Source organism: Sorangium sp. So ce128, from assembly GCF_051525245.1.
Taxonomy (GTDB): domain Bacteria; phylum Myxococcota_A; class Polyangia; order Polyangiales; family Polyangiaceae; genus Sorangium; species Sorangium cellulosum_B.
In genome coordinates this window covers 537,002-558,925 of record NZ_CP150313.1, presented here as the reverse complement: position 1 = coordinate 558,925, position 21,924 = coordinate 537,002, and the positions used below count along the sequence as shown (strand labels likewise).

Here is a 21,924-nt window from a genome sequence, read left to right as displayed (position 1 = left end):
TTCCTAGCGATCCGTGATCAGTTCTGAACAGGTGCTACCCACCGGGCGCACAGATTACGCACAGCTTCTCCCGCGAGAAAATCCGCCTCTTCCCGGGAATGCGCCTAACCAACCACCAGCTCTTCCATGGAGCCGTGGGCGTGGGCGCGTGCTGGGGCCCCGCCCGGCCGTCGCCATCTAGTCCAGGTCGTCCGCCTCCGCGCAATACGCGAGCACCCGCTCCCCCTCGCAGTGGATGGCGAGCGCCACCTCCTGGGCGATCCCTCGGAGCCCGACGAGCTCGAGCAGCGTGGGCACCGGCGCCGGCAGCAGCGGTGGAGGTGGGATGTACCGCGACGCGCGCACGATGGCCGGCTCGATGGCCGCCGCCTTGGGCCCGATCATCTGGCGTAGCTCGTGGAGCGCCCGCTCGAACCCGCCGAGCATGTCGACGAGGCCGCGCGCCTGCGCGTCGGCGCCGCTGTAGACGCGCCCCTGCGCGAGCGGCTCGATCTCCTCGACCGGGCGGCGGCGGCCGCGGGCGACGACGCGGAGGAACGCCGCGTAGATCGCGTCGAGCTCGCGCTCCACCACCGCCCGCTCCCCCGCGTCGAGCTTGCGCGACGGCGAGAACAGGTCGGCCCGCGCGCCGCGCTTCACGACGTCGGTCGAGACGCCGAGGCGCTCGAGCAGCGGACCGAGCGCGAAGCGCGCCGAGACCACGCCGATGCTCCCCGTGATCGTCTGCGGCTGCGCGACGATCGCGTGCGCGGCCGCCGCCACGTAGTAGCCGCCGCTCGCCGCCACGTTCGACAGGCACGCGACGACGGGCTTCACCTCCGCGAGGCGGGTGACCTCGTGGTGGATCCTGTCGGACGCGAGCGCGGAGCCGCCCGGCGAGTCGACGTGGAGGATGACCCCCTGGACGCGCGGGTTCTGCCGCGCCGCGCGCAGGCTCGCGACGAGCCGCTCCTCGCTGGCCAGGGAGGCGCCCCGGAAGCGGGCGCGGCTGACGATCGCGCCGTGCACCTCGATGACGCCGAGGACGGGCCGAGGCCACACCGGCGTCATCGAGAGGGCGCGCCGCGCGCCCAGGTAGCGGCCCGCCGCCACGAGGCGGCTCTTCGAATGCCGCGCGGCGGCGCGAGCTCCTGCGCCCGGCGGGCCGTCCGCGTTTTCCGCGCCGATCTCGGCGCGGCGCGGCGCCGCGGTCGCGCAGGGGAGCGACCCCGCCGCGAGCATGTGCTCGAGCTCGTCTTCGTACGCGACCGCGTCGACGATGCCTCGCGCGACGGCCTGCTCCGCGCCGAAGGGGGCCTCGTCGATCCACAGCGCGGCCGTCTCGCGATCGACGCGGCGCCCCTGGGCGAGCGCCGCGGTCAGATCCCCGAAGCGCCCGTCGAGCAGGGCGCCCACCTGCTCGCGCTGCGCGGCGCTCATCGTGTCCCGCACGAGCACCTCGCCGGCGTTCTTGTACATCCCCTTCGCGAACACCTCGGGCTCGACGCCGACCTGCTCCAGGGCGCGGCGCACGTAGCGGCCCTCCACCGCGAACCCGAGCGGCGACACCATCGTCTCGGGCCCGACGACGATGGCCCGCGCGGCCGAGGCGAGCAGGAGCATCGTGGTGTCGGCGCCCATCGGCAGGTAGGCGACGATGTCCTTGCCCCCCGCCCGGATCTCGAGGAGCGCGTCCCGCAGCGAGGCCGCGACCGCCGGCCCCGCGTGCACCGACCGCATCCGGAGGAGCAGCCCCGCCGGGCGCGGATCCTTCATCAGGTGCTTGCCGAGCTCACGGACGCGCTCCACCGAGAGCGGAGCCCTTTTCCTCGGACGCCACGGGAGCGCGAGGCGGACCCGGGGGGGCTGCAGGTCGACCACGCGGCCATCGATTTCGAGGACGACATACCCGCCCCGAGGTGCAGCAAACGCCCAGCGGAGCGCGCTGACGGGGAGCAGCAGCAGGCGGAGGAGATTGACGAGCAGGGCAGCGATCACCGGAGGCTCCTCGGAATCAGGGGATGGGCGACGGAAAGGCGGCTCGGCGTCCGCCGGCGGTCACGATGGGGTGGGGGGAGACAGGGTGTGCAGGAACCGGTCCGCGCGGCACGAGATCCGGTGGTGAGGTCGGCGCCGCCTGGCCCCGGCGGTGGAACTGGAAAGAGAGAGCGTGACGCAAGGGGCCACCCTGTGGCTACACTGTCGCTCCAAGTTTCGAAGGGGACGGCGAGCCGATGTGGGTTACGTCTTGAAGAAGTCGTCCTCTCTCTTTCAGACCAGCTCAGCAAGCCGCGGGCCGTAGGCCCCCGGCGCCCTGGGTGGCAGCCCCCCTCCACCAAACGTGCATCCCGAGCAGAGCGCCCCCGCCCCGAGCCAGCTCCCCCCGCCAGCGCCGTCCACCCTGCGGCTCGTGCCCCTCGGAGGGCTCGGCGAGGTGGGGATGAACTGCCTCGCGCTCCAGCAGGCCGATGGGCTGCTGCTCATCGACTGCGGGGTCACGTTCCCGAGCACGGACCTCGGCGTCGACGTGTATCACCCGCGCTTCGATCACGTGCTCGCGCTCCGTGATCAGGTGCGCGGCATCGTGCTGACGCACGGCCACGAGGATCACATCGGCGGGCTGCCGTTCCTCCTGCGTCACCTCGACGTCCCCGTCTGGGGCCCGCCGCACGCGCTGGAGCTTGTGCGCTACCGGCTCGCGGAGCACGCGCTCGAGGACAAGGTGCGCCTGCTGCCCACGCAGGTCGGGCGCGAGGTCGCGATCGGCGGCTTCGTCGTGGAGCCGCTCCGGGTGACGCACTCGATCGTCGACGCGACGGCGCTCGCGATCCACACGGCCGCGGGGCTCGTCGTCCATACCGGGGACTTCAAGCTGGACCCGACGCCGCTCGACGGCGAGCCGACCGACGAGGCCCGCTTCCGGGCGCTCGGCGACGCCGGCGTCCGGCTGCTCCTGTCCGACAGCACCAACGTGGACTCGCCCGGCGAGGCGGGGAGCGAGCGCGCCGTCGCCCACGCGCTGGCGGAGCTCGTCGAGACCGCGCCGGCGCGCGTCGTGGTCGGCGTCTTCGCCTCGAACGTCCAGCGCCTCCTCGCCCTCGGTCAGGCCGCGATCCGCGCGCGCCGCAAGATCTGCCTGCTCGGCCGCAGCGTGCAGACGCACGTGCGGGCCGCGCAGGCCGTGGGGAGGCTCCCGTGGCCGAGCGACCTGCTCGTCCCGCCCGAGGTCGCCTCCTCGATGCCGCGCGAGCGGCTCCTCGTCATCGCGAGCGGCACGCAGGCCGAGCGGGCCTCCACGCTGACGCGGTTCGCCTCGGGGACGCACCCGCTCCTGCGCCTCGAAGAGGGGGATCGGGTCGTGCTCTCGAGCCGCGTCATCCCGGGCAACGATCGCCCCGTCGTCGATATGATGGCCGGGCTGCTCCGCCTCGGCGTCGAGCTCGTAACGTGGTCGACGGATCGGCGCGTCCACGCGAGCGGGCACGCGCACCGGACGGAGCAGGCGCGCATGATCGACCTCACCCAGCCGCGCAGCTTCCTCCCCGTGCACGGCGCGCTGCACCACCTGACGCGGCACGCGGAGCTCGCGCGGGAGCGCGGCGTGGCCGAGGTGCTCGTCGCCGAGAACGGCCACGTCGTCGAGATCGGCAAGACGCAGCCGCTCGGCCGGAGCGGCCGGGCCGTCACCGGCCGGGTGGCGACGGCGGGCGGCGAGGAGCTCGGGGAGGAGGTCCTCCGGGAGCGAGCGAACCTCGGTCGCTCCGGGGTGGCCTTCGTGTCGCTGGTCGTCGATGTGCACGGCGCCCTCGCGGCGCCGCCGCAGGTCCTCGCCCGCGGGGTCACCGGGGAGCTCGAGGGCGGCGCGCTGAGGGCCGCGGCGCGCGCGGTCGCGCAGGCGGTGAACGACTGCGAGCCGCGCGCGCGGCGCCGCGACAACGACATCATCGAGATCGCCCGGCTCGCGGCGCGCCGGACGCTCGAGGCGAAGCTCGGGAGGCGCCCGCTGGTGACGGTGGCGCTCACGCGCCTGTGACGCCGCTCGAGGGGAGCCCCCCGCCCTCGGGCGGCGGTGGCGCCGGAGCCGGCGACGGCGCGAGGCTCTCCGCGCGAGATTTCCTGGGTCCAGTGCTGCTCTCCCACATCGAGCGCGTCCGCGCCGATGCGCGGCGCGTCGTCGCCGCGAGCGAGCAGGGCGAGAGCGCGGAGCCGGACGCGGAGGCGGTGCACGACTTCCGGGTCTCGCTTCGCCGGCTCCGGACGCTGCTCAAGCCCGCGCGACGCATCTACGGCAGGAGGCGGCTCCGCCCCGTGGCCGAAGGGCTCCGTGAGTTCGCGCGGGCGACCGGCGCGCTGCGCGACGAGGAGGTGCTGCGCGAGACGCTCACCGCGCTCGAGCTGGACGAGGCGGCCCGGGCGGCCGTCGCAGGATGGGTCGCGCAGCGCGCGCGCCTCGAGCGCGAGGCGAGGGCCCACATCGTCGAGCTGCTCCGGCAGGATCGCCCGCACGACGCGGGCGCGACCCAGGCCGACGCGCCGGCCGCGGGCGACACGGGCGCGACCCAGGCCGACGCGCCGGCCGCGGGCGAGCGGCTCCGGCTGGAGCCTCACCTCGCGCGCCTCGATCGGCGCATCTCGCGCCGGAAAGCGAGGAAGCGCGGCGCCGAGGCGCTCGCGAGGCGAGCGATCGGTGATGCCCTGGACGACGTGTGCGCGCTCGCCGCGAGCGACCCGGGCGACGGCGCGGCCATGCACGCGCTCCGGATCCGCTTCAAACGGCTGCGCTACTCCGCGGAGACGTTCTCGCCGCTCTTCGGAGAGCGCGCCGAGCGCACCGCGAAATCCGCGTCACGGATGCAGCGCCGCCTCGGCCAGCTGCACGACGCCGACGAGGCGCTCGCGCAGATGAGGAGCGCGGAGGAGCTGGCGCCCGACGCGCGCGCGGCCGTCATCGAGGCGCTCGTCGCAGAGCGGGCGCGGCTCGCTCACAAGGCGACCGAGGAGCTCGCGCGGGAGCTCGAGACGCTCACATCGCTCTGGTCGGGTGATCCCCGCGCGCTCCCGAGCGGATGACGCAGCGCACGGGGCGCGGTGCAGCAAGGAGCGCCGCAGCAGGCGCGCTTCGGACGGGGCGAAGGGTCACCGGGATTGCCGGCTGCGGAGCTCGCCGTGCGGGCGGGCGCTTCGTGGTACCGTCGGTCGGGCTCCTTCGAACCGAGGCGAAGCCCGCCGATCCCGGAGGTCGTGTTGCGCCGCTCTGCCTTCCAAAGCGTCACCGCGCTCGTCGCTCTCCTCGCGGCGAGCGCCTGCACCCAGGACTTCGACCAGTTCGAGCCCGAGCTCTTCCCGGCGCCGTCCGGGAGCGGCTCCGGCGGGGCCAGCAGCTCCGGCGGAGCTGGAGGAGGCCAGACGGCGGCTGGGAGCACCACGAGCAGCAGCGGCGGCGCCGGCGGCGGCGAGCGGTGCACCAACGGCGAGGATGACGACGGCGATGGCGCCGTCGACTGCGCCGACGACGACTGCGGAGGGTTCGCCTGCGTCGCCGTGCCCGAGGACTGGCAAGGGCCCGGCCTCCTGTACCAGGGCCCCGAGGCCGCGGACGTCGCCTGCCCCGAGGGCTTCTCCGAGCGGGTGGACGTGGGCGGCCGCGACCCCCTCGACACGCCCGCGACCTGCAGCCCGTGCGCGTGCGGCGCGCCGACCGTGGAGTGCGAGGCGCCCGCGGTCACGGTGTACGTGGACGGCGCGTGTGACGGGGGGAGCGCGACGCTGCCGGTGCAGGCGGAGAACTGCATCAACCTCGGCGACTTCCAGCCCGGCAGCTACAGCGGCGAAGCGCCCAACGTGGATTCGGCGGCGTGCGCCGCGTCGGGCGGCGAGGCGATGCTGCCGCCGCCGCGCTTCGGTATCGAGGGGCTCGTGTGCGCCCCCGGGGCGGACGCCGGCGGATGTGAAGCCGGCGAGGCCTGCGCCCCGCAAGAGATCGATGCGCCGTTCGAGCAGGGCGTCTGCGTCTGGCGCGACGGCGAGCGGAGCTGCCCCGAGGGGTTCGGCGAACGACACGTGTTCGCGAGCTCGATGGTCGACAACCGCGGCTGCACGCGGTGCACGTGCGACACGGACGGCGTGCGCTGCGCGGCGACGCTGACGCTCTTCGAGCAGACCCGCTGCCGGGGGCCCGCCGAGACCGTGCCGTTCAACGGGGCCTGCGTCGGCGATCCGTCCCCCGCCGCCTCGGTGTCGATCGAGGTGACCGGAAGCGGCAGCTGCCAGCCGCGCGGCGGCGACCCCAGCGGCGAGATCGAGGAAGGCGACGACAGGATCACCGTCTGCTGCGCCCGCTGAACGAGCGAAGCACCGCGCTGGCCGCGCGGCGCTGAACGGCGCCGCGCGGCGCGCAGCGCGCCTACTGCCGGAAGATCTCGACGCGCTCGAGGACGACGTCCTGGTTGGGCCGATCGCGCGTGGTCGCCACGTTGGCGATGCGGTTGACGATGTCCTGCCCGCTCACGACCTTGCCGAACACCGTGTGGCGGTTGTCGAGGTGCGGCGTCGGCCCGTCGGTGATGAACCACTGCGCGCCGTTCGTGTTCTTGCCGGCGTTGGCCATGGAGAGCACGCCGGCGCCCTCGTGCCTCAGCGAGGGGTTGAACTCGTCGGCGAACTTGTACCCGGGGCCGCCCGTGCCCCAGAGCTGCGCCTTGTCCGAGTAGCGCGAGAGCGGGTCACCGCACTGGATCATGAACCCCGAGATCACGCGGTGAAAGCGGACGCCGTCGTAACAGGGCGTCCCCTGCATCCCCTGGCCGGTCTTCGGATCGGTCCAGTTGATGGTGCCCATGGCGAGGCCGACGAAGTTCTTGACCGTGTTGGGGGCGCCCTCCTCCTCGAGCCGGACCGTGATGTCACCGAGCGAGGTCTTGAGCCGAGCGTGAAGCTTGCCGGTGCCGGGCACGTTGATCGGGGGGAATTCCATCAGGCCTTCTCCTTTTCTTGGCCGCCGAGGCGGCGCCGTCAGTTCTTGGCCGCCGAGGCGGCGGCATCAGCCGAGGGAGGTGAGCCGCTGGCCCCCCTTCCTGCGTTCTGCTGCGGCGGTCTTATCTCATCTGGCGCCGCGAACGAGCGGCGAAATGACCTCACGCGCGCTCGAAGAGCGTCGCTATGCCCTGGCCGACGCCGATGCACAGCGAGGCGACCCCGACCTTGGCGCCGCGCGCGCGCATCGCATGCACGAGGGTGCACGCGATGCGCGCGCCCGAGCAGCCGATCGGGTGCCCGAGCGCGATCGCTCCGCCGCGGACGTTGACGCGCGCCGGGTCGAGCTCGAGCGCGCGTGAGCACGCGAGCGCCTGCGCCGCGAACGCCTCGTTGAGCTCGAAGAGGTCCACGTTGGGGACGCGCAGCCCGGTCCGCTGGAGGAGCTTCTTCACGGCCGGGATCGGCCCCTCCCCCATGAGGTTGGGATCCACCCCGGCGGTCGCCGTCGCGATCACCCGCGCGCGCGGCGTCGCGCCGGCGGCCTGCACGGCGTCGCCCGAGGCGAGCAGGAGGGCCGCGGCGCCGTCGTTGAGGGGCGACGAGTTGCCCGCCGTGACGGTCCCGCCGTCGCGGAAGGCCGGCTTGAGCTTCGACAGCGCCTCGAGCGAGGCGTCGGCGCGCACGCCCTCGTCGCGCTCGAACAGGACGGGCTCGCCCTTCTTCTGGGGGACGAGCACGGGGACCACCTCGGCGGCGAAGCCCCCCGACTCCCAGGCGAGCGTGGCGCGCTCGTGGGAGAGGAGCGCGAACCGATCCTGCTCGTCGCGGCTGATGCCGTGCTTCTTGGCCACGTTCTCGGCCGTCTCCCCCATCGACTGGAGCTCGAACCGCGCGGCCATCTTCGCGTTCGGATAGCGCCAGCCGAGGGTCGTATCGTAGACGGTCGGCGCGCTCCGATCGAAGCGCTCGGCCTGCTTGGGCATCGTGAACGGCGCGCGCGTCATGCTCTCGACGCCCCCCGCGATCGCGCAGTCGGTCTCTCCGGTGGCGATCATCCGCGCGGCGTCGGCCACCGCCTCGAGCCCCGAGCCGCAGAGGCGATTCACCGTGACGCCCGGGACCTCGTAAGGGAGGCCGGCGAGCAGCGCGGCCATGCGCGCGACGTTGCGGTTGTCCTCTCCGGCCTGGTTCGTCGCGCCGAAGACGACGTGATCGAGGCGCGGCGCAAGCGAAGGATTGCGACGCACGAGCGCGTCGAGGACGTGCGCTGCGAGGTCGTCGGGGCGGACCGTCGCCAGGGCGCCGGCGTAACGGGCGATAGGGGTCCGGACAGCGTCGACGACGAAGACAGGGCGCAGGGCAGCAGCCATGACGAGAGCGTAGCGTCGCCTGGTCAGCGCGCAGCGGGAGATCGCGCGCGCCCTGGAATCTCCGCTCGGTTCGACCCGCGCCGCGCCGGCGTCGATGTCGTGTGTGCCCGCCCGGTCACGCCAGGGGTGAGCACAGCGGCCGATCGAAAGGCCGGCGCGGACGCCGACCGATCGGCCCGATCCGTCCTGCACAGGGTGAAGAGGCGGCGCGCAGCGGCTCAGTAGCTATCGCTGGATCCGCCCCCGCCGGAGCGACCGCCGCCGCCGCCACCGAACCCGCCGCCGCCGCTGCGGCCGCCGCCGCCACCTCGGAAGAGGATCGCCTGGAGGACGAGCCACAGGAACCAGCGGAAGGAGGGCGAAATCAGCGCCAGCACGAGCGCCGCCACGATGGCGACGACCGTCACGCCGACCTTGATCGGCGAGACCGGAGCGGGCGCCGGTCGGGTGTCGGGCGCCGGGCGCCGTTCCTCCTCGGGTGTCCCGGCGACGAGCGTCCTGGCGATCTCTGCCGTTCCCTGGTCGATGGCGTCGCGGAATCGATCCTGCCTGAGCAGCGGGTTGATGGTCTGCCGGATGATGTCGTTCGACTGGAGATCCGTGAGCGCTCCCCCCACGCCCTTGCCCGTCTCGATCCGGACGCGCCGCTCGTTCGGGGCGATCACGAGGAGAACGCCGTTGTCGGCCCCGCGCTGGCCGAGCTGCCAGGTGTTGAAGGCCTCGTAGGCGACGTCCTCGATCGTCTCGCCTTCGAGGGATCCGGCCACGAAGGCGACGATCTCGAACCCTGTCTCGCGGCGGATGCGATCGAGCTTCGCGTCGAGAGCGCGGATGTCGGGCGGATCGAGCCGCCCAGCGGTGTCGATGACGTGCCCCGTGAGCGCCGGCGGCGTGAAGTCGGCCAGGGCCGGCCGCGCGACGAGCGCGCAGACCAGCGCGAACGCGGCCGCGACGGCCCTGGCCACGGCCCGCAGCCGCGCCCCGCTCGTGCCGATCCGGCGCATCGCCGCGCCCCTCATCAGAACGAGACCTTCGGCGCCGACTGGACCTCGGGAGAGGCGGTGAAATAGACGCGCGGCTTGAACGGCTGGCCCGTCGCCTTGTTCACCACCTGGCCCCGGATCTTCAGGAGCTCCGCGTTGTACTCGCGCGCTGCCTGGTTGTACTCCTGGCGCGCTCGGAGGATCCGGTTCTCGATTCCCTCCAGCTGGACCTGGAGGCTGTGGAAGCCCTGGTTCGCCTTGAGATCAGGGTATTGCTCCTGCACCAGGAGGAGCCGCGAGAGCGAGCCGCTGAGCTGCTCCTGCGCCTTCTGGAAGGCCTGCACCTTCTCCGGATCCGTCAGATCGTCGGCCTTGAGCTGGACGCTGGTCGCGCGGGCGCGCGCCTCGGCGACGCTCGCCAGCGTCTGCTCCTCGTGCTTGGCCGACCCCTTCACGACCGCCACCAGGTTCGGGACCAGGTCGTAACGCCGCTGGAGATCCGCCTCGAGATCGGACCATTTCTGGGCCGCGATCTGATCTTTCTCGACCAGCACGTCGTAGCGCTGGCAGCCGACGACGGACGTCATGACGGCGAGCACCGCCAGGAACAGAGAGGCCACCGCGAGGCGCTTCCGAAATGTCGATTTGTGAACAATCCGCATGACTGGCTCCAGGGTCGCTTGCATCACCCGTCGGGTAAGCGTCGCGAGGCGCCCTGCAAAACCCGGCCCCATGGCGCTCGCGGCGGGCTGGCGTGCTGCGGCGCGCCCGCGACGTGATACCCTTTCCCTGTCGTGCCCTCGGCCGGCGCGCTCCATGCACCGCGCAGGAGAGCCTCAGGGAAGCCACACGCGTGGCAGGCCGCCACAGTCGCCCATGACGATGAGCCACCGCCCGCGCATCGCAGCCCATTCGCTCAGCCCCGCAGCTTATGCGCCGTATGGCGACATCCTCATGGCCTCGCCGCACGGCGAGCCCGGCAGGCCTGCCAATCAGGGGACGGCGCGGCGCTTCGATCACCTCGCCGCGATAGAGAACCTCCGCCCCGGGCACGCCTCGCTGAACGTCTCGGTGTTCCGCTGCGCCCCGCGCTCGAGCTTCCCGCTCCCGATCGCCCTGCTCGAGAAGCACCCCGGCTCGACCCAGGCGTTCGTGCCGATGAGCGCGCGGCGCTACCTCGTCGTCGTGGCCCTCGGCGGCGACAGGCCCGAGCTCACGACGCTCGGCGCCTTCATCGCCCACGGCGCCCAGGGCATCACCTATCGCCCCGGCGTGTGGCACCACCCCATGATCGCGCTCGACGCCGAGGCCGACTTCGTCTGCCTGGCCTGGGAGGACGGCTCTCCCGGCGACTGCGCCGTGGTCGAGTACGCAGAGAGCGAGCGGATCGCGGTCGCGATCGACGCGATCGACGCGATCGGCGCGATCGAACGCTGACGGCCGGACGTCTCCTTCATCGTCGCCGATCCCGCGCGGCGCGATGGCCCGCGCCGCCGCTGCTCGGAGCGACCGAGGCGGCCTGGGGGGCGGGCGCGTCCGGGCCGCGCTGCGCCGCAGCCTCCCGGCGCGCGCCGCGCTATAGAGGCGCCCCCCGCCATGCGCCGCTCGACCCCCAATTGCTCGTTCGTCGCGCAGGAGCAGCGAAGGCTGCTCGCCGCGCTCGACTCCCTCGACGTCGCCGACGTCGCCCGCATCCTCGAGGAGTTCGTCACGGACGAGCGCAGGGCCCGGCTGCGCGGCGTCATCGCGGCGCGGCTCGACGCCGTCACCGTGGCCATGGATGCGCCGCACGATCCGCACAACGGGGCCGCCGTGCTCCGCTCCTGCGACGCGTTCGGCTTGCAGCGCCTGCACATCATCGAGCGGGCCGAGCAGTTCCTGGTCTCGAACACGGTCTCGCGCGGCTCCGAGCGCTGGGTCGACGTGCGCACGCACGCGACCACCGAGGCCGCGATCGCCGCGCTCCGCGCCTCGGGGCACGAGCTCGTGGCGACCCACCCGGAAGGCGAGCTCACCCCGCGCGACCTCTCGAGCATCCCCCGCCTCGCGCTGGTGCTCGGCAACGAGCGCGACGGCATCCGCCCCGACCTGGCCGCCGCCTGCGCCCGCGCCGTGCGCGTCCCGATGCGCGGCTTCGCGGAGAGCCTCAACGTGAGCGTCACCGCGGCGATCCTGCTCGAGCACGCGACCAACGGCCGTCCCGGCGACCTGCCGGAGCCCTACCAGATCACGCTCTATGCGCGCGCGCTGGTGCTCACCGTCCCCCACGCGGCGGAGATCCTGGCCGCGCGGGGCATGCACCTGCCCCTGCCCCTCGGAGGAACGCCGCCCCCTCCCCCGAAGCCGCGCGGCCCCAAGCCGCGGAAGCCGCCCGCGCCGCCCACGCTCGAGACGCGCAGCGCCGGCGCCCCAAGGGAGCCTGAAGGCGGATAACATGCAGCCCCCCATGCGAAGCCCCGGTCCCCCGCAGCGCGAGCCGCGCGCCCGTCGCGCCGCGCCGCGCCCGCCGGCGCCTCACGGCCTCCGCGAGCGCCTCGCCCGCGCGGCGATCGACGTCGCGCGCGGCGCGCGCGGCGCGACCGCCCTCGCCCTGCTCCTCGCCGGCTGCATCGAGGTGCCGCCGCCCCCGCCCAGGCCGCCCCTCCAGCCGAAGGACATCAAGGTCCCCGAGGGCGTCGGGCTCGAGATCGCCTGCACACCGACGGGGGTCGAGCTCTGCTTCGACGCCCGCGACAACAACTGCAACGGCGTGATCGACGAGGGCTGCGGGCTCCACACAGGGATCCTCCAGTTCACGATCGCCTGGGAGGAGCCCGAGGCCGACGTCGATCTCAACGTCTATGACCCGGCGGGAGAGCTCGCGCGCGTCGGGGAGCCGACGGCGAGCGGCCTCATGAAGGACCGCGACTGCCCGCGCGTGAGCGGCGAATGCCAGGAGCAGAACGTGGAGAACGTCTTCCTCACCGAGGGCGAGCCGGCGCGGGGCCGCTACCGCGTCGTCGTGCGGCTCGACAAGCTGAACGACGCGACGGCCCCCATCCGCGTCCGCCTGAGCGCGCGGGTCGGCCAGCGCTCGTACAGCATGGCGCTCGATCTGTCTCCCTCCGCCGCGACCGAAGAAAAGAGCGTCGAGTTCACGCTCTGAGCCGCTCGCGGGGCGCGCCCCGCCCGCGCCCCCGCCGCGCGAGGAGCCCCCAGCGCGCCCCGACGTATCCGCCCTTGCAAGAACAGAAATCCGGCGAAGGAGCCCCGCGCGCTCCCTCGCCGCCGCGCGGTTGACGTCCGGCAGCCGCCCACCTTAAAAGATGTGGCCATTTTACACCTGGAGACGCCCCGCGAATGAATCCCACGTGGATGCTCACATTGCTCGTCGGCCTCTTCGCCGCCTTTGCGTGGAGCGCCAACCGGCGTTGGCAGCTCCTCAAGGTCGGGCGCGGGGAAGACCGGCTCGACCGGATCGCCGAGCGCCTCAAAGGCACCTGGGAGTACGCCTTCCGGCAACGGAAGATGGGTTACTACCCGCTCGCCGGGCTGGCGCATAAGCTCATCTTCGTCGGATTCCTGGTTCTCCTGCTCCGGACGCTGATGCTGTGGGGGCGCGGCATCGACCCGTCGTTCGATCTGTGGATCCTGGGGCACGAGCCGGTGCGGCTTCCGGGCATCGGCGCGGTGCCGCTCGGCGGAATCTACGAGTTCGTGAAGGACGTCATGGCCACGCTGGTCGTGATCGGCGCGCTCGTGTTCATCTACTACCGGGCGGTCAAGCGCGAGCGGCGCATGACCCTGTCCGGCGAGGGGCTCCTCATCCTCGGCATCATCGTCACGATGATGGTGAGCGACATGCTCTATGACGGCGCCTCGCTGGTGCTCCACCACCGCTGGTCCACGGCGGCGTGCGGCCCGGCGGACGCGGCGCTCTGCGAGCGCGTCGCCACCGTGACGGCCCCGTTCGCGGGCGTCCCCGCGGACCCGGCGGCGCTCCGCTGGCACCTGTTCCCGGCCCCGGCGGGCTCGCTGTTCGCCGTCCTCCTGAGCGGCGCCAGCCCGGGGACGCTCGTCGTGCTCGCGCACATCGGGTTCTGGACGCACGTCACGCTGGTGCTCGTGTTCCTGAACCTGCTCCCGCACTCGAAGCACTTCCACATCATCACGTCGATCCCGAACGTCTTCACGCGCAACATCGAGGCGCGCGGCCGGCTGCCGCTCGTCGCGGGCAGCGCCGAGGCGATCGGCGAGATGGTCATGAAGGCGGCCGAGGAGCCCGAGAAGGCCGCCCCGGTCGGCGTCGCGCGCATCGAGGACTTCACCTGGAAGGCGATCCTCGACTTCTACACGTGCACCGAGTGCGGCCGCTGCAGCGACAACTGCCCGGCCCACAAGACGGGCAAGATCCTGAGCCCCAAGCAGCTCACCCTGGACCTGCGCGATCACCTGTACGGCCGAGAGGGGGAGTTCATCAACAGGCCGGGCGGCGCGCGAGGCGAGCCGCGCGCCGACGGCCACGCGGCCCAGGCGAACGGGCAGGCCACCGACGGTGCGGCGGCGCAGGACGGCCAGGCAGCGGAGGCGGCGGAGACGCAGGAGGGCGCGGAGCAGGCGGCCCCGGAGAACCCGGTCCCGGTCCCCGAGGTTGCGTACAAGCCGGTCGACCTCGTGGCGAACGTCGTCCATCCGGACGTGCTCTGGGCCTGCACGACGTGCCGGGCCTGCGAGGAGCAGTGCCCGGTGATGATCAGCTACGTCGACAAGATCGTCTCCATGCGCCGCCACCTGGTCCTCGTGAAGGGCGAGTTCCCGGCGGAGCTCGGGAATCCGTTCAACGCGATGGAGGTCAACGGCAACCCCTGGAACCTCGCGCGCATCGACCGCGGCAACTGGGCCGAGGGGCTCGAGATCCCGACCATGGGCGAGAAGCCGCAGGCCCCCGTGCTCTACTGGGTCGGCTGCGCGGCGAGCTACGACGACCGCGCGAAGAAGATCGCCCGCGCGACCGCCAGGCTCCTGAAGGCCGCCGGCGTCGATTTCGCCATCCTCGGCCAGGAGGAGACCTGCACCGGCGATCCGGCGCGCCGCGCGGGCAACGAGTACCTCTTCGCGATGCTCGCCGAGCAGAACGCCGCGACCCTGAACGGCTACAAGGAGCAGGGCGGCGTCCGGAAGATCGTCACGACCTGCCCCCACTGCTTCAACACGCTCGCGAACGAGTACCCCGACTTCGGCGCGAAGTTCGAGGTCGTGCACCACACCGACTTCCTGCTCGGCCTGGTCGCCGAGAAGAAGCTCGTCCCCAGCAAGCCGGTCGAGGGGAAGGTGGTCTTCCACGACTCCTGCTACCTCGGCCGCTACAACGACGTGTACGAGCAGCCGCGCGACATCCTGAAGCGCATCCCCGGGTTGCAGCTCGTCGAGGCCGAGGGGTGGAACCGGCAGAAGGGGCTCTGCTGCGGCGCCGGCGGCGCGCAGATGTGGATGGAGGAGCAGAACAAGGACCGCGTGAACGTCAAGCGGACACTGCAGCTGCTCCAGACGGAGGCGAAGACCATCGCGACCGCCTGCCCGTTCTGCCAGACGATGATCACCGACGGCCTCAAGGATCAGTCCAAGGAGGAGTCGATCCGCCAGCTCGACGTTGTCGAGCTGCTCGAAGAGAGCTGCGCTCTCGACCGCTCGGCCGGCAGCCGCTCGGCCGCCGTCCAGGACGCCGCCGAGACGGCCGCGTCCGCCAGCGCCTGATCCGCCAAATTCCGCCACCATTGCACGCTGAAGCGGTACGTCATGCAGGCCATGACGCGCCGCTTCAGCGTGTTCGCCTACATGTGCGCCCTGGAGCAGGCCTGATGGTGTTCAGGCGCAGCCTTCTCGTGCGTCCCGTCTCGGCCTGAGCTAGATTCGGCCCTGCCGCCGGAGGTGGATGTGATTGAAGGCGCTCTGAAGGGGACCGCGAACCTGGACCCCTGCCCTACGCCGGAGGGGACCGCAAGTGCGGATTACCGGCTCACAGGGACACTGGCCCATCCGATTTGCGTCTCGGTCGACGCGATCGCCGACAATGCGCTGCGCGCGCGTCAAGCAGCCTCAGGCGCAACCGAGCTCCGCTGCGACGTGTGCAACGTGGCCATCACGGGGGAGCCCCACGGGCGCGGCCTCTACGTGTGGTCGCGCGGCGACGAGCTCCGGTTCGAGGAGCCTGCCCTCTGCTGCCTCTGCTCGGTCGCCATCGGGATGACCGCGCTGTCCGCCTGGAACGTCGAAGAAGAAGAGGGCTGATCGCCCCAGGGCCTGCCCGAAGGCGCGGGCCCCACCGCCCTCCGGCGCCCGCCGGACGGATCACCGCACGTCAGAACGCCTCGCCGATCGCCAGGTTCACGGCGATGGGCAGCACATCGAACAGCTTGCCCGGGGGCCGCTCGTCCGCGGGCCAGCCTGCTGCTTCTGTCTCGTTGCAGACGCCGAGCACCTGCAAGCAGGGGATGCGGTAGCCGACGTCGAAGCGCAGCGGTCCGACCGGGGTGACGTAGCGCAGCCCGAAGCCCGCCGAGAGGTGCAGGCGCTGCGCTCCCGAGCGGAACAGCCGGTGCTCCCGGGTGACATCGCCGGCGTCGGCGAAGATCACCGTACCGAGGCTCTCGCCGAGCGGTATCCGCAGCTCCAGGCTCGTCTCCCACAGCAGACGGCCTCCGATGGGGACCAGCGGGGCGTCCTCCTCGTCGGCGCTGTCGCCGGCTGTCAGGCTCGGCACGCGGGCGTGCGGGCCGACCTCGTTGTACCCGTATCCGCGGTTGCTGGTCGCGCCGCCGCTGAAGAACCCGCGGAACTGCATCAGCTGAAGGTCGGCCCCCACGTCTCTCCGGCAACGGTCCCTGTCCACGCCCGCGAGGGCGTCGCACTGGGCAGGATCCACGGAGGCGTCGCCGTAGTCGCCCGTGAACAGCCACCCGGTCATCAAGCGGAAACCCAGCGTCCATCTCCTCGAAACAGGGAAGTAGGCGCGAAACTCGGGCTGAAGGCGGATGTCGCGCGCGGAGTGAAACCGCCTGTCCCGCTCGTCCTGCGCCTTCTCGCCGACCAGGGCCTCTGCGATCGCGGTGTCGAACGCCAGATAGCCGGCCAGCTGCGTGTCCAGCGCGATGTAATAGCCGTGATGGGGGGTGACCCTGTCGGGCTTCCCCGCCTCGTTCAGCCGGCGGTCATAGGACACAAGCGCCTGGAGGTAAGGGATGAAGAGGGTCCCGAACCCGGAGGGCAGCCGCGCCGAATTGTAGGTGAACGGGCTGTTCAGCTGGACGTTGTAGAGGAGGGCCGCGTTCAGGTCCGATTTCAGGAAGGGCCGCTCGACGCCGATGGAACCGACGTACTCGCGGTAGCCGACGATCGCGTGCTCCGGAGCCTCCTGGGCAGCCTCTGGTGCAGCTCCTGACTCCCCCTCGCCGGCGCCCCCCTTGTCCGGCTTGGTGCAGAACTCACCTGTCTGGGGGCAGTAGAGCTTGAACGAGCCGCGCAGCACCGCGGCCGTGCGCCGCTCGATCGCCCCGGGCTGGCGGAGCTCGGACCGGAGCTGGATCTCCGGCAGGAGGCGGAACGTGTCCCCGAGCTCCTTGCCGAGCAGATTCGAGAACTCCACCGGGTAAAAGACGAGCCCCGGCCGGGCCTCGATGCTGAAGCGGCGCAGCCCCCCGAGGAAATTGCGATCTTCCCACCCGGCGACGAGGTGCGCCTCGACGCGCGAGCCGACCTCGGCGCCTCCGCCGAGCTTCACGGCGCGCAGCGCGGACGGCTGCACGGAGAAGGTCACGGGGACGACCGGGTTCCTGGGCTGTCCGGGCGGCGCGAGCTCGGGCTTCACGGCGACGGAGCCGAACACGCCGAAGTCGGCGAGCGCCTGCTCTGCGTCCGCCAGATCCGCGGTCGAGAAGCGCTCGCCCTCCTCGATGCCGATCGCCGTCCTGACGGGCCCCTCGGGCAGCTCGCCGAGCCCCTCGAGCTTGACCTTGCCGAACCTGCACTCGGGGCCGAGCTCGATCGTGTACCGGACCCGCGCCTCGTTCTTCACGAGGTCGACGTCGACGTGCCCCTCCACGTTCGCGTAGGCGAAGCCGCGATCCGTGAGCACCCGGAGCAGGTTCTTCTTGAGCTCCTCGTACCGAGCCTCGTCCAGGCGCTCGCCGACCTTGAGCTCGTCCTTCGCCTCGGTCACCGGCCGGCCGATGTCCCTGCCCTTCTCCAGGGTCCAGTCCCGCCACGCGAGATCCACCGACGCGATCTTCACCGGCGCGCCCTCGGAGACGACGATGCGCACCCGCACGCGCCCCTCCTTGCCGGGGCCGCCGAAGCGCTGCACCCGCGCCGCCCGCACCCGCGCCCCGTAGAACCCGCGCGCGCGGTAGTACCGCTCGATGCGGGCCAGATCCCGCTCGAGGACGAACCGGTCGAAGCGCTCGTACTCGACCGTGAGCGCGTCCCAGACGCTCAGGATCGGCACGGGCTCGAGCGCGCCCCCGAGGAGGCGCGAGCTCTCGGCCGTCGCGATCCGCGCGGCGAGCTCGTCGCCGCTGATCACGTCGTCGCCGTCGAACGAGACGTCCTCGATGGCGCACCCGCTGAGGTCGGGACGTGTACACGCTGGCGGTTGACGCGAAGCGGCACACGCGGAGGCCCCGAGCACGGCGAACATCACGAGCGCTGCGGCGACGGGACGAGGCATCGGGACCTGGACAACTGAAAGAGAACTTTCGGCTGTGCCGGCCGAAGCGCAATCGCCCCGATGTGCGCGATGGCGAGGATTCAACGTTACGCCTGTGTTTTCGATATGCTGCGTCCGCTTCGGCCGCCGAGGGCCCCGCTCCAGTCTGGGCGGCCTTCGGACAGCGGCGCGAGCGAGGGAGAGCCTACGAGATGGCAGAGCCGACGCAAAAGGAACCTGGTGCCGGTGGGTACCTCGGACATGGATTGCCGCACGAACCTGGGCCTCACGGGGTGCCCGCGAGCGCCGGCGCGCCGTCCGCGGGCCCGGCCCCCGAGGAGCGGCGTGGCGCCCTGAAGGCGCTCGTGGCGATCGGCGGTCTGGCCTGCGCCGGCGCGATCGCCGTACCGGCGGCGAGCTTCATCGCGGCTCCCGCCGCGGGCAGCGCCGGCGCCGCGGGCGGGCGCGAGCGCTGGGTCCGGGTCGGGCGCCTCGCGGACCTCCCGCCGGGTGAGCCGCGGCGGCTCAAGGTGATCGGCGAGGAGCGCGACGCCTTCACGGTCGCGAAGGACCAGATGCTCGGCGCGATCTGGGTCATCCGGGAGGGCGAGAAGATCCGCGCGATGAGCGCCACGTGCCCCCACCTCGGCTGCGGGATCGATCTCAACGACGACAAGAAGAGCTTCAACTGCCCGTGCCACGCGTCACGCTTCGGCCTGTCGGGTGCGCCTGAGACGGGGCCGTCCCCGCGCCCCATGGATCCGCTCGCGACGCGGGTCGTCGATGGCTGGCTCGAGGTGGACTTCCGGCGCTACCGTGACGGGGTCGCCGAGCTCCAGGAGATCGCAGGATGAGCCTCGGCGACTGGCTGAACGAGCGCATAGGACACCGCGAGCCGCTGCGCCGGTTCCTCGACGCGCCGATCCCCGGCGGCGCGCGCATCGGTTACGTGTGGGGAGGCGCGCTCGCGCTGCTGCTGCTCGTCGAGGTCGTCACGGGCGCGCTGCTCATGTCGGCGTACGCCCCGAGCGCGACCACGGCGTGGGCGAGCGTCGCGCACATCAACTTCACCCTGCGCGCCGGGTGGCTCATCCGAGGCCTCCACTACTTCGGAGCGCAGGCGCTCGTCATCCTGGTCGCGATCCACGTGGCGCGGATCGCGCTCCACGGGGCGTACCGCGCGCCGCGCGAGATCGGCTGGTTTTTGACCCTCGGCCTGCTCGGCGTGATCCTCGGCTTCACCTTCACGGGCAACCCGCTCCCGTGGGACCAGGACGGCTACTGGGGCGCGCGCGTCGAGACGGGCATCATGGGCTCGGTCCCGGTGGTCGGGTCGTTCACGCAGCAGCTCGTCATCGGCGGGAGCTCGCTCGGCCACCTGACGCTGACGCGGCTCTACAGCCTGCACGTCTTCGTGCTGCCGGCGGTCATGGCCTTGCTGCTCGCCGCGAGCTTCGCGCAGTTCCGCAGGCACGGCTTCGGCACGCCGCACGGCGCCGACCTCAACAAGGCGGATCGGTTCTACCCGAAGCAGCTCGGCCTGATCCTGCTGGCCGTGGCGCTCGTGCTGGTCGTCGTGTTCGATCTCGCGGCCATGGAGCACGGCGCCCCGCTCGAGGCGCCGGCGGATCCCGTCAGCGACTACAACGCCCGCCCCGCCTGGTACTTCCGCCCGCTCTTCGAGCTGCGCAAGTACTTCCCTGGCTCGCTGGAGCTCATCGCGACCGTCGGCCTGCCGGGGGTGGTCGGGCTGTACCTTGCCCTGCTGCCGTTCATCGACAGGAAGCCCGGCCCGCTCCGCGCGCGGCTGCCGGCGCTCGCGCCGCTGTTCTTGATCGGCCTCGGGGCCGTCGGCCTGCTGGGGAAGTCGTTCGTGAAGGACGCGAAGGACGAGGGCTTCCAGCGCTCGGAGGCGCAGAGCGCCGCGCGGACCGCGCGCGCGGTGGCGCTGTTCAAGCAAGGCGTCCCGCCCGAGGGAGCGCTCGCGATGCTCCGGAACGACCCGGAGACGCGCGGCGAGGACCTCTACAAGAAGGAGTGCGCGAGCTGCCACCGGCTCAACGATCTCGGCCCGCCGAAGGACAAGCAGACGGCGCCGGACCTCACCGGGTTCGGGACGAAGGCCTGGGCGCTCGAGGTGCTGAGGGATCCCGACGCCGACCACCTCTTCGGCAAGACGGCGTTCAAGGAGATGATGCCGTCGGCGGTGAAGCCGCCCGCGGATCCCGAGGCGGCGAAGGTGTTCACGCCGATGAGCGCGGCCGATCAGGAGACGATCGCCGCGTTCCTCGAGGGGCAGGCGCGCGGGGAGCCCGGCGCCGGGACGCCCGGAGAGAAGATGGTCCGGCAGCGGTGCACGAGCTGCCACCGGCTCGACGGCAAGACCGACGACGAGGAGTCGGCCGCCCCCGAGCTCCGCGGCTGGGCCTCGGTCGCGTGGATCGAGGCGCAGATCACGAACCCCGGCAGCGGCAAGGCCTACCCGCCGGCCGCGATGGCGAAGGACCTGGAAGGCCACATGCCGGCGTTCGAGGAGAAGCTCTCCGCGAACGACCGGAAGGTCCTCGCCGCCTGGGTGTACCGCCGCGGCCGCGGTGAGCCCGGGACGACGGTCGCCGCCAAGGCGCCCGACAAGAAGCCCTGAGCGAGCCGCCCGCCGGCGCTCGCTGCCCCGCCCTTTCCTCCTCTCGATCCCCCTCTCGATGAGCGCCGCCGCGGCGCGCGCCCCGCGCTCGCGCGGCCCGTGGACGCGCGCCGATCCGTTCGGGTCAAGGCGCGCGCTCTGACAGGCGCTCGCGCGGGCGCTCCGGCGCGACGGGCCGGCACGCGCGGTGCTGCGCGTCCCGAGAGGGAGGGGCGGTGGCGACATTGTGCACGGTCGCCCCCACGCCGGCGTGCGCGCGGCGCTCGCCTCGAGCGTGGGCGGCGATCGAGCCCCAGAAAGAGCAGGACCCGTGGACCTGGATGCGGCTGTGAAGCACCACTTCCTGTGGATCGCGGGCACGATGATCGCGTCCGCCGCCTACTTTCAGGCGTCGGGGGTGTCTCACTTGATCGGGAGGACGATCATCCCGGACAGAGCCACAAGGCTCTCTTCCACGCCCCCTGCGTCCCACCGCGCGCTGCGCGACGGCCTCCACGCGACGAGCGCTGAAGCGATCCTCCAGCGCAACCCGTTCGACTCGGCGACGGGGCCGCTCCTCCCGCCCCCGGGCGGCGCGCCCGAGGAGCGCGCGCCCGCGGCGCACGGCGATCCGTGGAGCGATCCGACCTGCGACGCCGGACGCGTGGTGCTCATCGCGGCGTCGCAGGACGCCGCGTGGTCGTTCGCGGCCATCGAGGGCCCCGACGGGCAGACGCAGCTCCGCCGGCTCGGCGGCGACGCGGCGGGAGGCACGCTCACGCGCATCGCGTGGGACCGCGTCTGGATCACCGCGGGCGGCGCCCGCTGTCAGATGCAGCTCGGGAAGCTCGGGAAGAGCGCGCGCGAGGAGGCGCCCGCGCCGCAGCCCCGGCCTCAGGCGAGGCCGGTCGGGAGCGACAACAACCTGAACTCGATCCCGCCGGAGATCGCCGCCCGCATCCGGCGGGTGAGCGCCACGGAGTTCAACGTCGACCGCGCGGCGGTCGATCAGATCCTCGAGCAGCAGGCGCTCCTCATGCGCTCCGCCCGGGTGACCCCGGAGCGACGAGGAGACCAGGTCGTCGGGCTGAAGCTCAGGATCAGGCGAGGCTCGCTGCTGGAGACGCTCGGGCTGGAGAGCGGAGATACCCTGAGGTCGATCAACGGCTTCGACGTCACCGATCCCCAGAAGGCGCTGGAGGCCTACGCGCGGCTCCGGACCGCGAACCGCCTGTCCGTCGCGATCGAGCGCGGCGGACAGCTGATGACGGTCGACTTCAACATCCGCTGAGGACCTGGGCCGGGCGCGCGCGG

At 72.4% G+C, this 21,924-nt stretch carries 17 protein-coding genes; 11 read left to right on the top strand and 6 right to left on the bottom strand.

The features are described from left to right. Positions 1–177: 177 nt before the first annotated feature. A complete protein-coding gene (sppA, locus tag WME82_RS02250) occupies positions 178–1,977 on the bottom strand; it encodes a signal peptide peptidase SppA (protein WP_438041494.1) in 1,800 nt (599 codons plus the stop codon). 343 nt (positions 1,978–2,320) lie between these two features. Here sppA and WME82_RS02245 point away from each other — a divergent pair, with 343 nt between their 5' ends. The 3 genes from WME82_RS02245 (at position 2,321) to WME82_RS02235 (ending at position 6,321) form a co-directional block, all read left to right on the top strand. After that, positions 2,321–4,012: a ribonuclease J gene (locus WME82_RS02245; protein WP_437861487.1), complete on the top strand. Its 1,692-nt coding sequence runs from the start codon at positions 2,321–2,323 to the stop codon at positions 4,010–4,012. A 92-nt stretch (positions 4,013–4,104) separates the two neighbouring features. Further along, the gene (locus WME82_RS02240) at positions 4,105–5,049 is read left to right on the top strand and encodes a CHAD domain-containing protein (RefSeq protein WP_438041493.1); all 945 of its coding nucleotides are present in this window, start codon (positions 4,105–4,107) and stop codon (positions 5,047–5,049) included. A 174-nt stretch (positions 5,050–5,223) separates the two neighbouring features. Continuing rightward, entirely contained in the window at positions 5,224–6,321 is a 1,098-nt protein-coding gene (locus WME82_RS02235; RefSeq protein WP_438041492.1) for a hypothetical protein, read from the top strand. 61 nt (positions 6,322–6,382) lie between these two features. Here the strand turns inward: WME82_RS02235 and WME82_RS02230 are convergent, their stop codons facing one another. From WME82_RS02230 to WME82_RS02215, 4 genes are all read right to left on the bottom strand, one after another. After that, positions 6,383–6,952 (bottom strand): peptidylprolyl isomerase, encoded by a 570-nt coding sequence (locus WME82_RS02230; RefSeq protein ID WP_437743892.1) that lies wholly within the window; start codon positions 6,950–6,952, stop codon positions 6,383–6,385. A 160-nt stretch (positions 6,953–7,112) separates the two neighbouring features. After that, positions 7,113–8,324, bottom strand: coding sequence for a thiolase family protein (locus WME82_RS02225; protein ID WP_438041491.1), 1,212 nt, complete (start codon positions 8,322–8,324; stop codon positions 7,113–7,115). Between the two features lie 218 nt (positions 8,325–8,542). Continuing rightward, a complete protein-coding gene (locus WME82_RS02220; protein ID WP_438041490.1) occupies positions 8,543–9,328 on the bottom strand; it encodes a TPM domain-containing protein in 786 nt (261 codons plus the stop codon). A 14-nt stretch (positions 9,329–9,342) separates the two neighbouring features. Then, on the bottom strand, positions 9,343–9,969 hold the full coding sequence (locus WME82_RS02215) for a LemA family protein (RefSeq protein ID WP_438041489.1): 627 nt from the start codon (positions 9,967–9,969) through the stop codon (positions 9,343–9,345). 214 nt (positions 9,970–10,183) lie between these two features. Between WME82_RS02215 and WME82_RS02210 the strand changes: the two genes are divergently transcribed. The 5 genes from WME82_RS02210 to WME82_RS02190 all read left to right on the top strand — a co-directional run bounded on the left by WME82_RS02210 (position 10,184) and on the right by WME82_RS02190 (position 15,574). Further along, complete coding sequence (locus WME82_RS02210; protein WP_438041488.1) at positions 10,184–10,744, top strand: ureidoglycolate lyase; 561 nt, start codon at positions 10,184–10,186, stop codon at positions 10,742–10,744. A 159-nt stretch (positions 10,745–10,903) separates the two neighbouring features. Then, positions 10,904–11,740 carry a TrmH family RNA methyltransferase gene (locus WME82_RS02205; protein ID WP_438041487.1) on the top strand — a complete coding sequence of 279 codons (837 nt, stop codon included), beginning with the start codon at positions 10,904–10,906 and terminating at the stop codon, positions 11,738–11,740. Between the two features lie 13 nt (positions 11,741–11,753). Continuing rightward, on the top strand, positions 11,754–12,452 hold the full coding sequence (locus WME82_RS02200) for a hypothetical protein (protein WP_438041486.1): 699 nt from the start codon (positions 11,754–11,756) through the stop codon (positions 12,450–12,452). Between the two features lie 209 nt (positions 12,453–12,661). Continuing rightward, a complete protein-coding gene (locus tag WME82_RS02195) occupies positions 12,662–15,040 on the top strand; it encodes a (Fe-S)-binding protein (protein WP_438041485.1) in 2,379 nt (792 codons plus the stop codon). A gap of 378 nt (positions 15,041–15,418) precedes the next feature. After that, on the top strand, positions 15,419–15,574 hold the full coding sequence (locus WME82_RS02190; RefSeq protein ID WP_437531283.1) for a hypothetical protein: 156 nt from the start codon (positions 15,419–15,421) through the stop codon (positions 15,572–15,574). Between the two features lie 70 nt (positions 15,575–15,644). Here the strand turns inward: WME82_RS02190 and WME82_RS02185 are convergent, their stop codons facing one another. Further along, positions 15,645–18,008 (bottom strand): autotransporter assembly complex protein TamA, encoded by a 2,364-nt coding sequence (locus tag WME82_RS02185; protein ID WP_437914583.1) that lies wholly within the window; start codon positions 18,006–18,008, stop codon positions 15,645–15,647. A 245-nt stretch (positions 18,009–18,253) separates the two neighbouring features. On the opposite strand from WME82_RS02185, the gene WME82_RS02180 reads away from it, so the two are divergent. From WME82_RS02180 to gspC, 3 genes are all read left to right on the top strand, one after another. Then, positions 18,254–18,841, top strand: coding sequence for a ubiquinol-cytochrome c reductase iron-sulfur subunit (locus tag WME82_RS02180; protein ID WP_437743883.1), 588 nt, complete (start codon positions 18,254–18,256; stop codon positions 18,839–18,841). Further along, positions 18,838–20,631, top strand: coding sequence for a cytochrome b N-terminal domain-containing protein (locus tag WME82_RS02175; RefSeq protein ID WP_438041484.1), 1,794 nt, complete (start codon positions 18,838–18,840; stop codon positions 20,629–20,631). The genes WME82_RS02180 and WME82_RS02175 overlap by 4 nt, the downstream gene beginning before the upstream one ends. Before the next feature lie 310 nt (positions 20,632–20,941). After that, positions 20,942–21,901 carry a type II secretion system protein GspC gene (gspC, locus tag WME82_RS02170; RefSeq protein WP_438041483.1) on the top strand — a complete coding sequence of 320 codons (960 nt, stop codon included), beginning with the start codon at positions 20,942–20,944 and terminating at the stop codon, positions 21,899–21,901. The last annotated feature ends 23 nt before the right edge of the window (positions 21,902–21,924 follow it).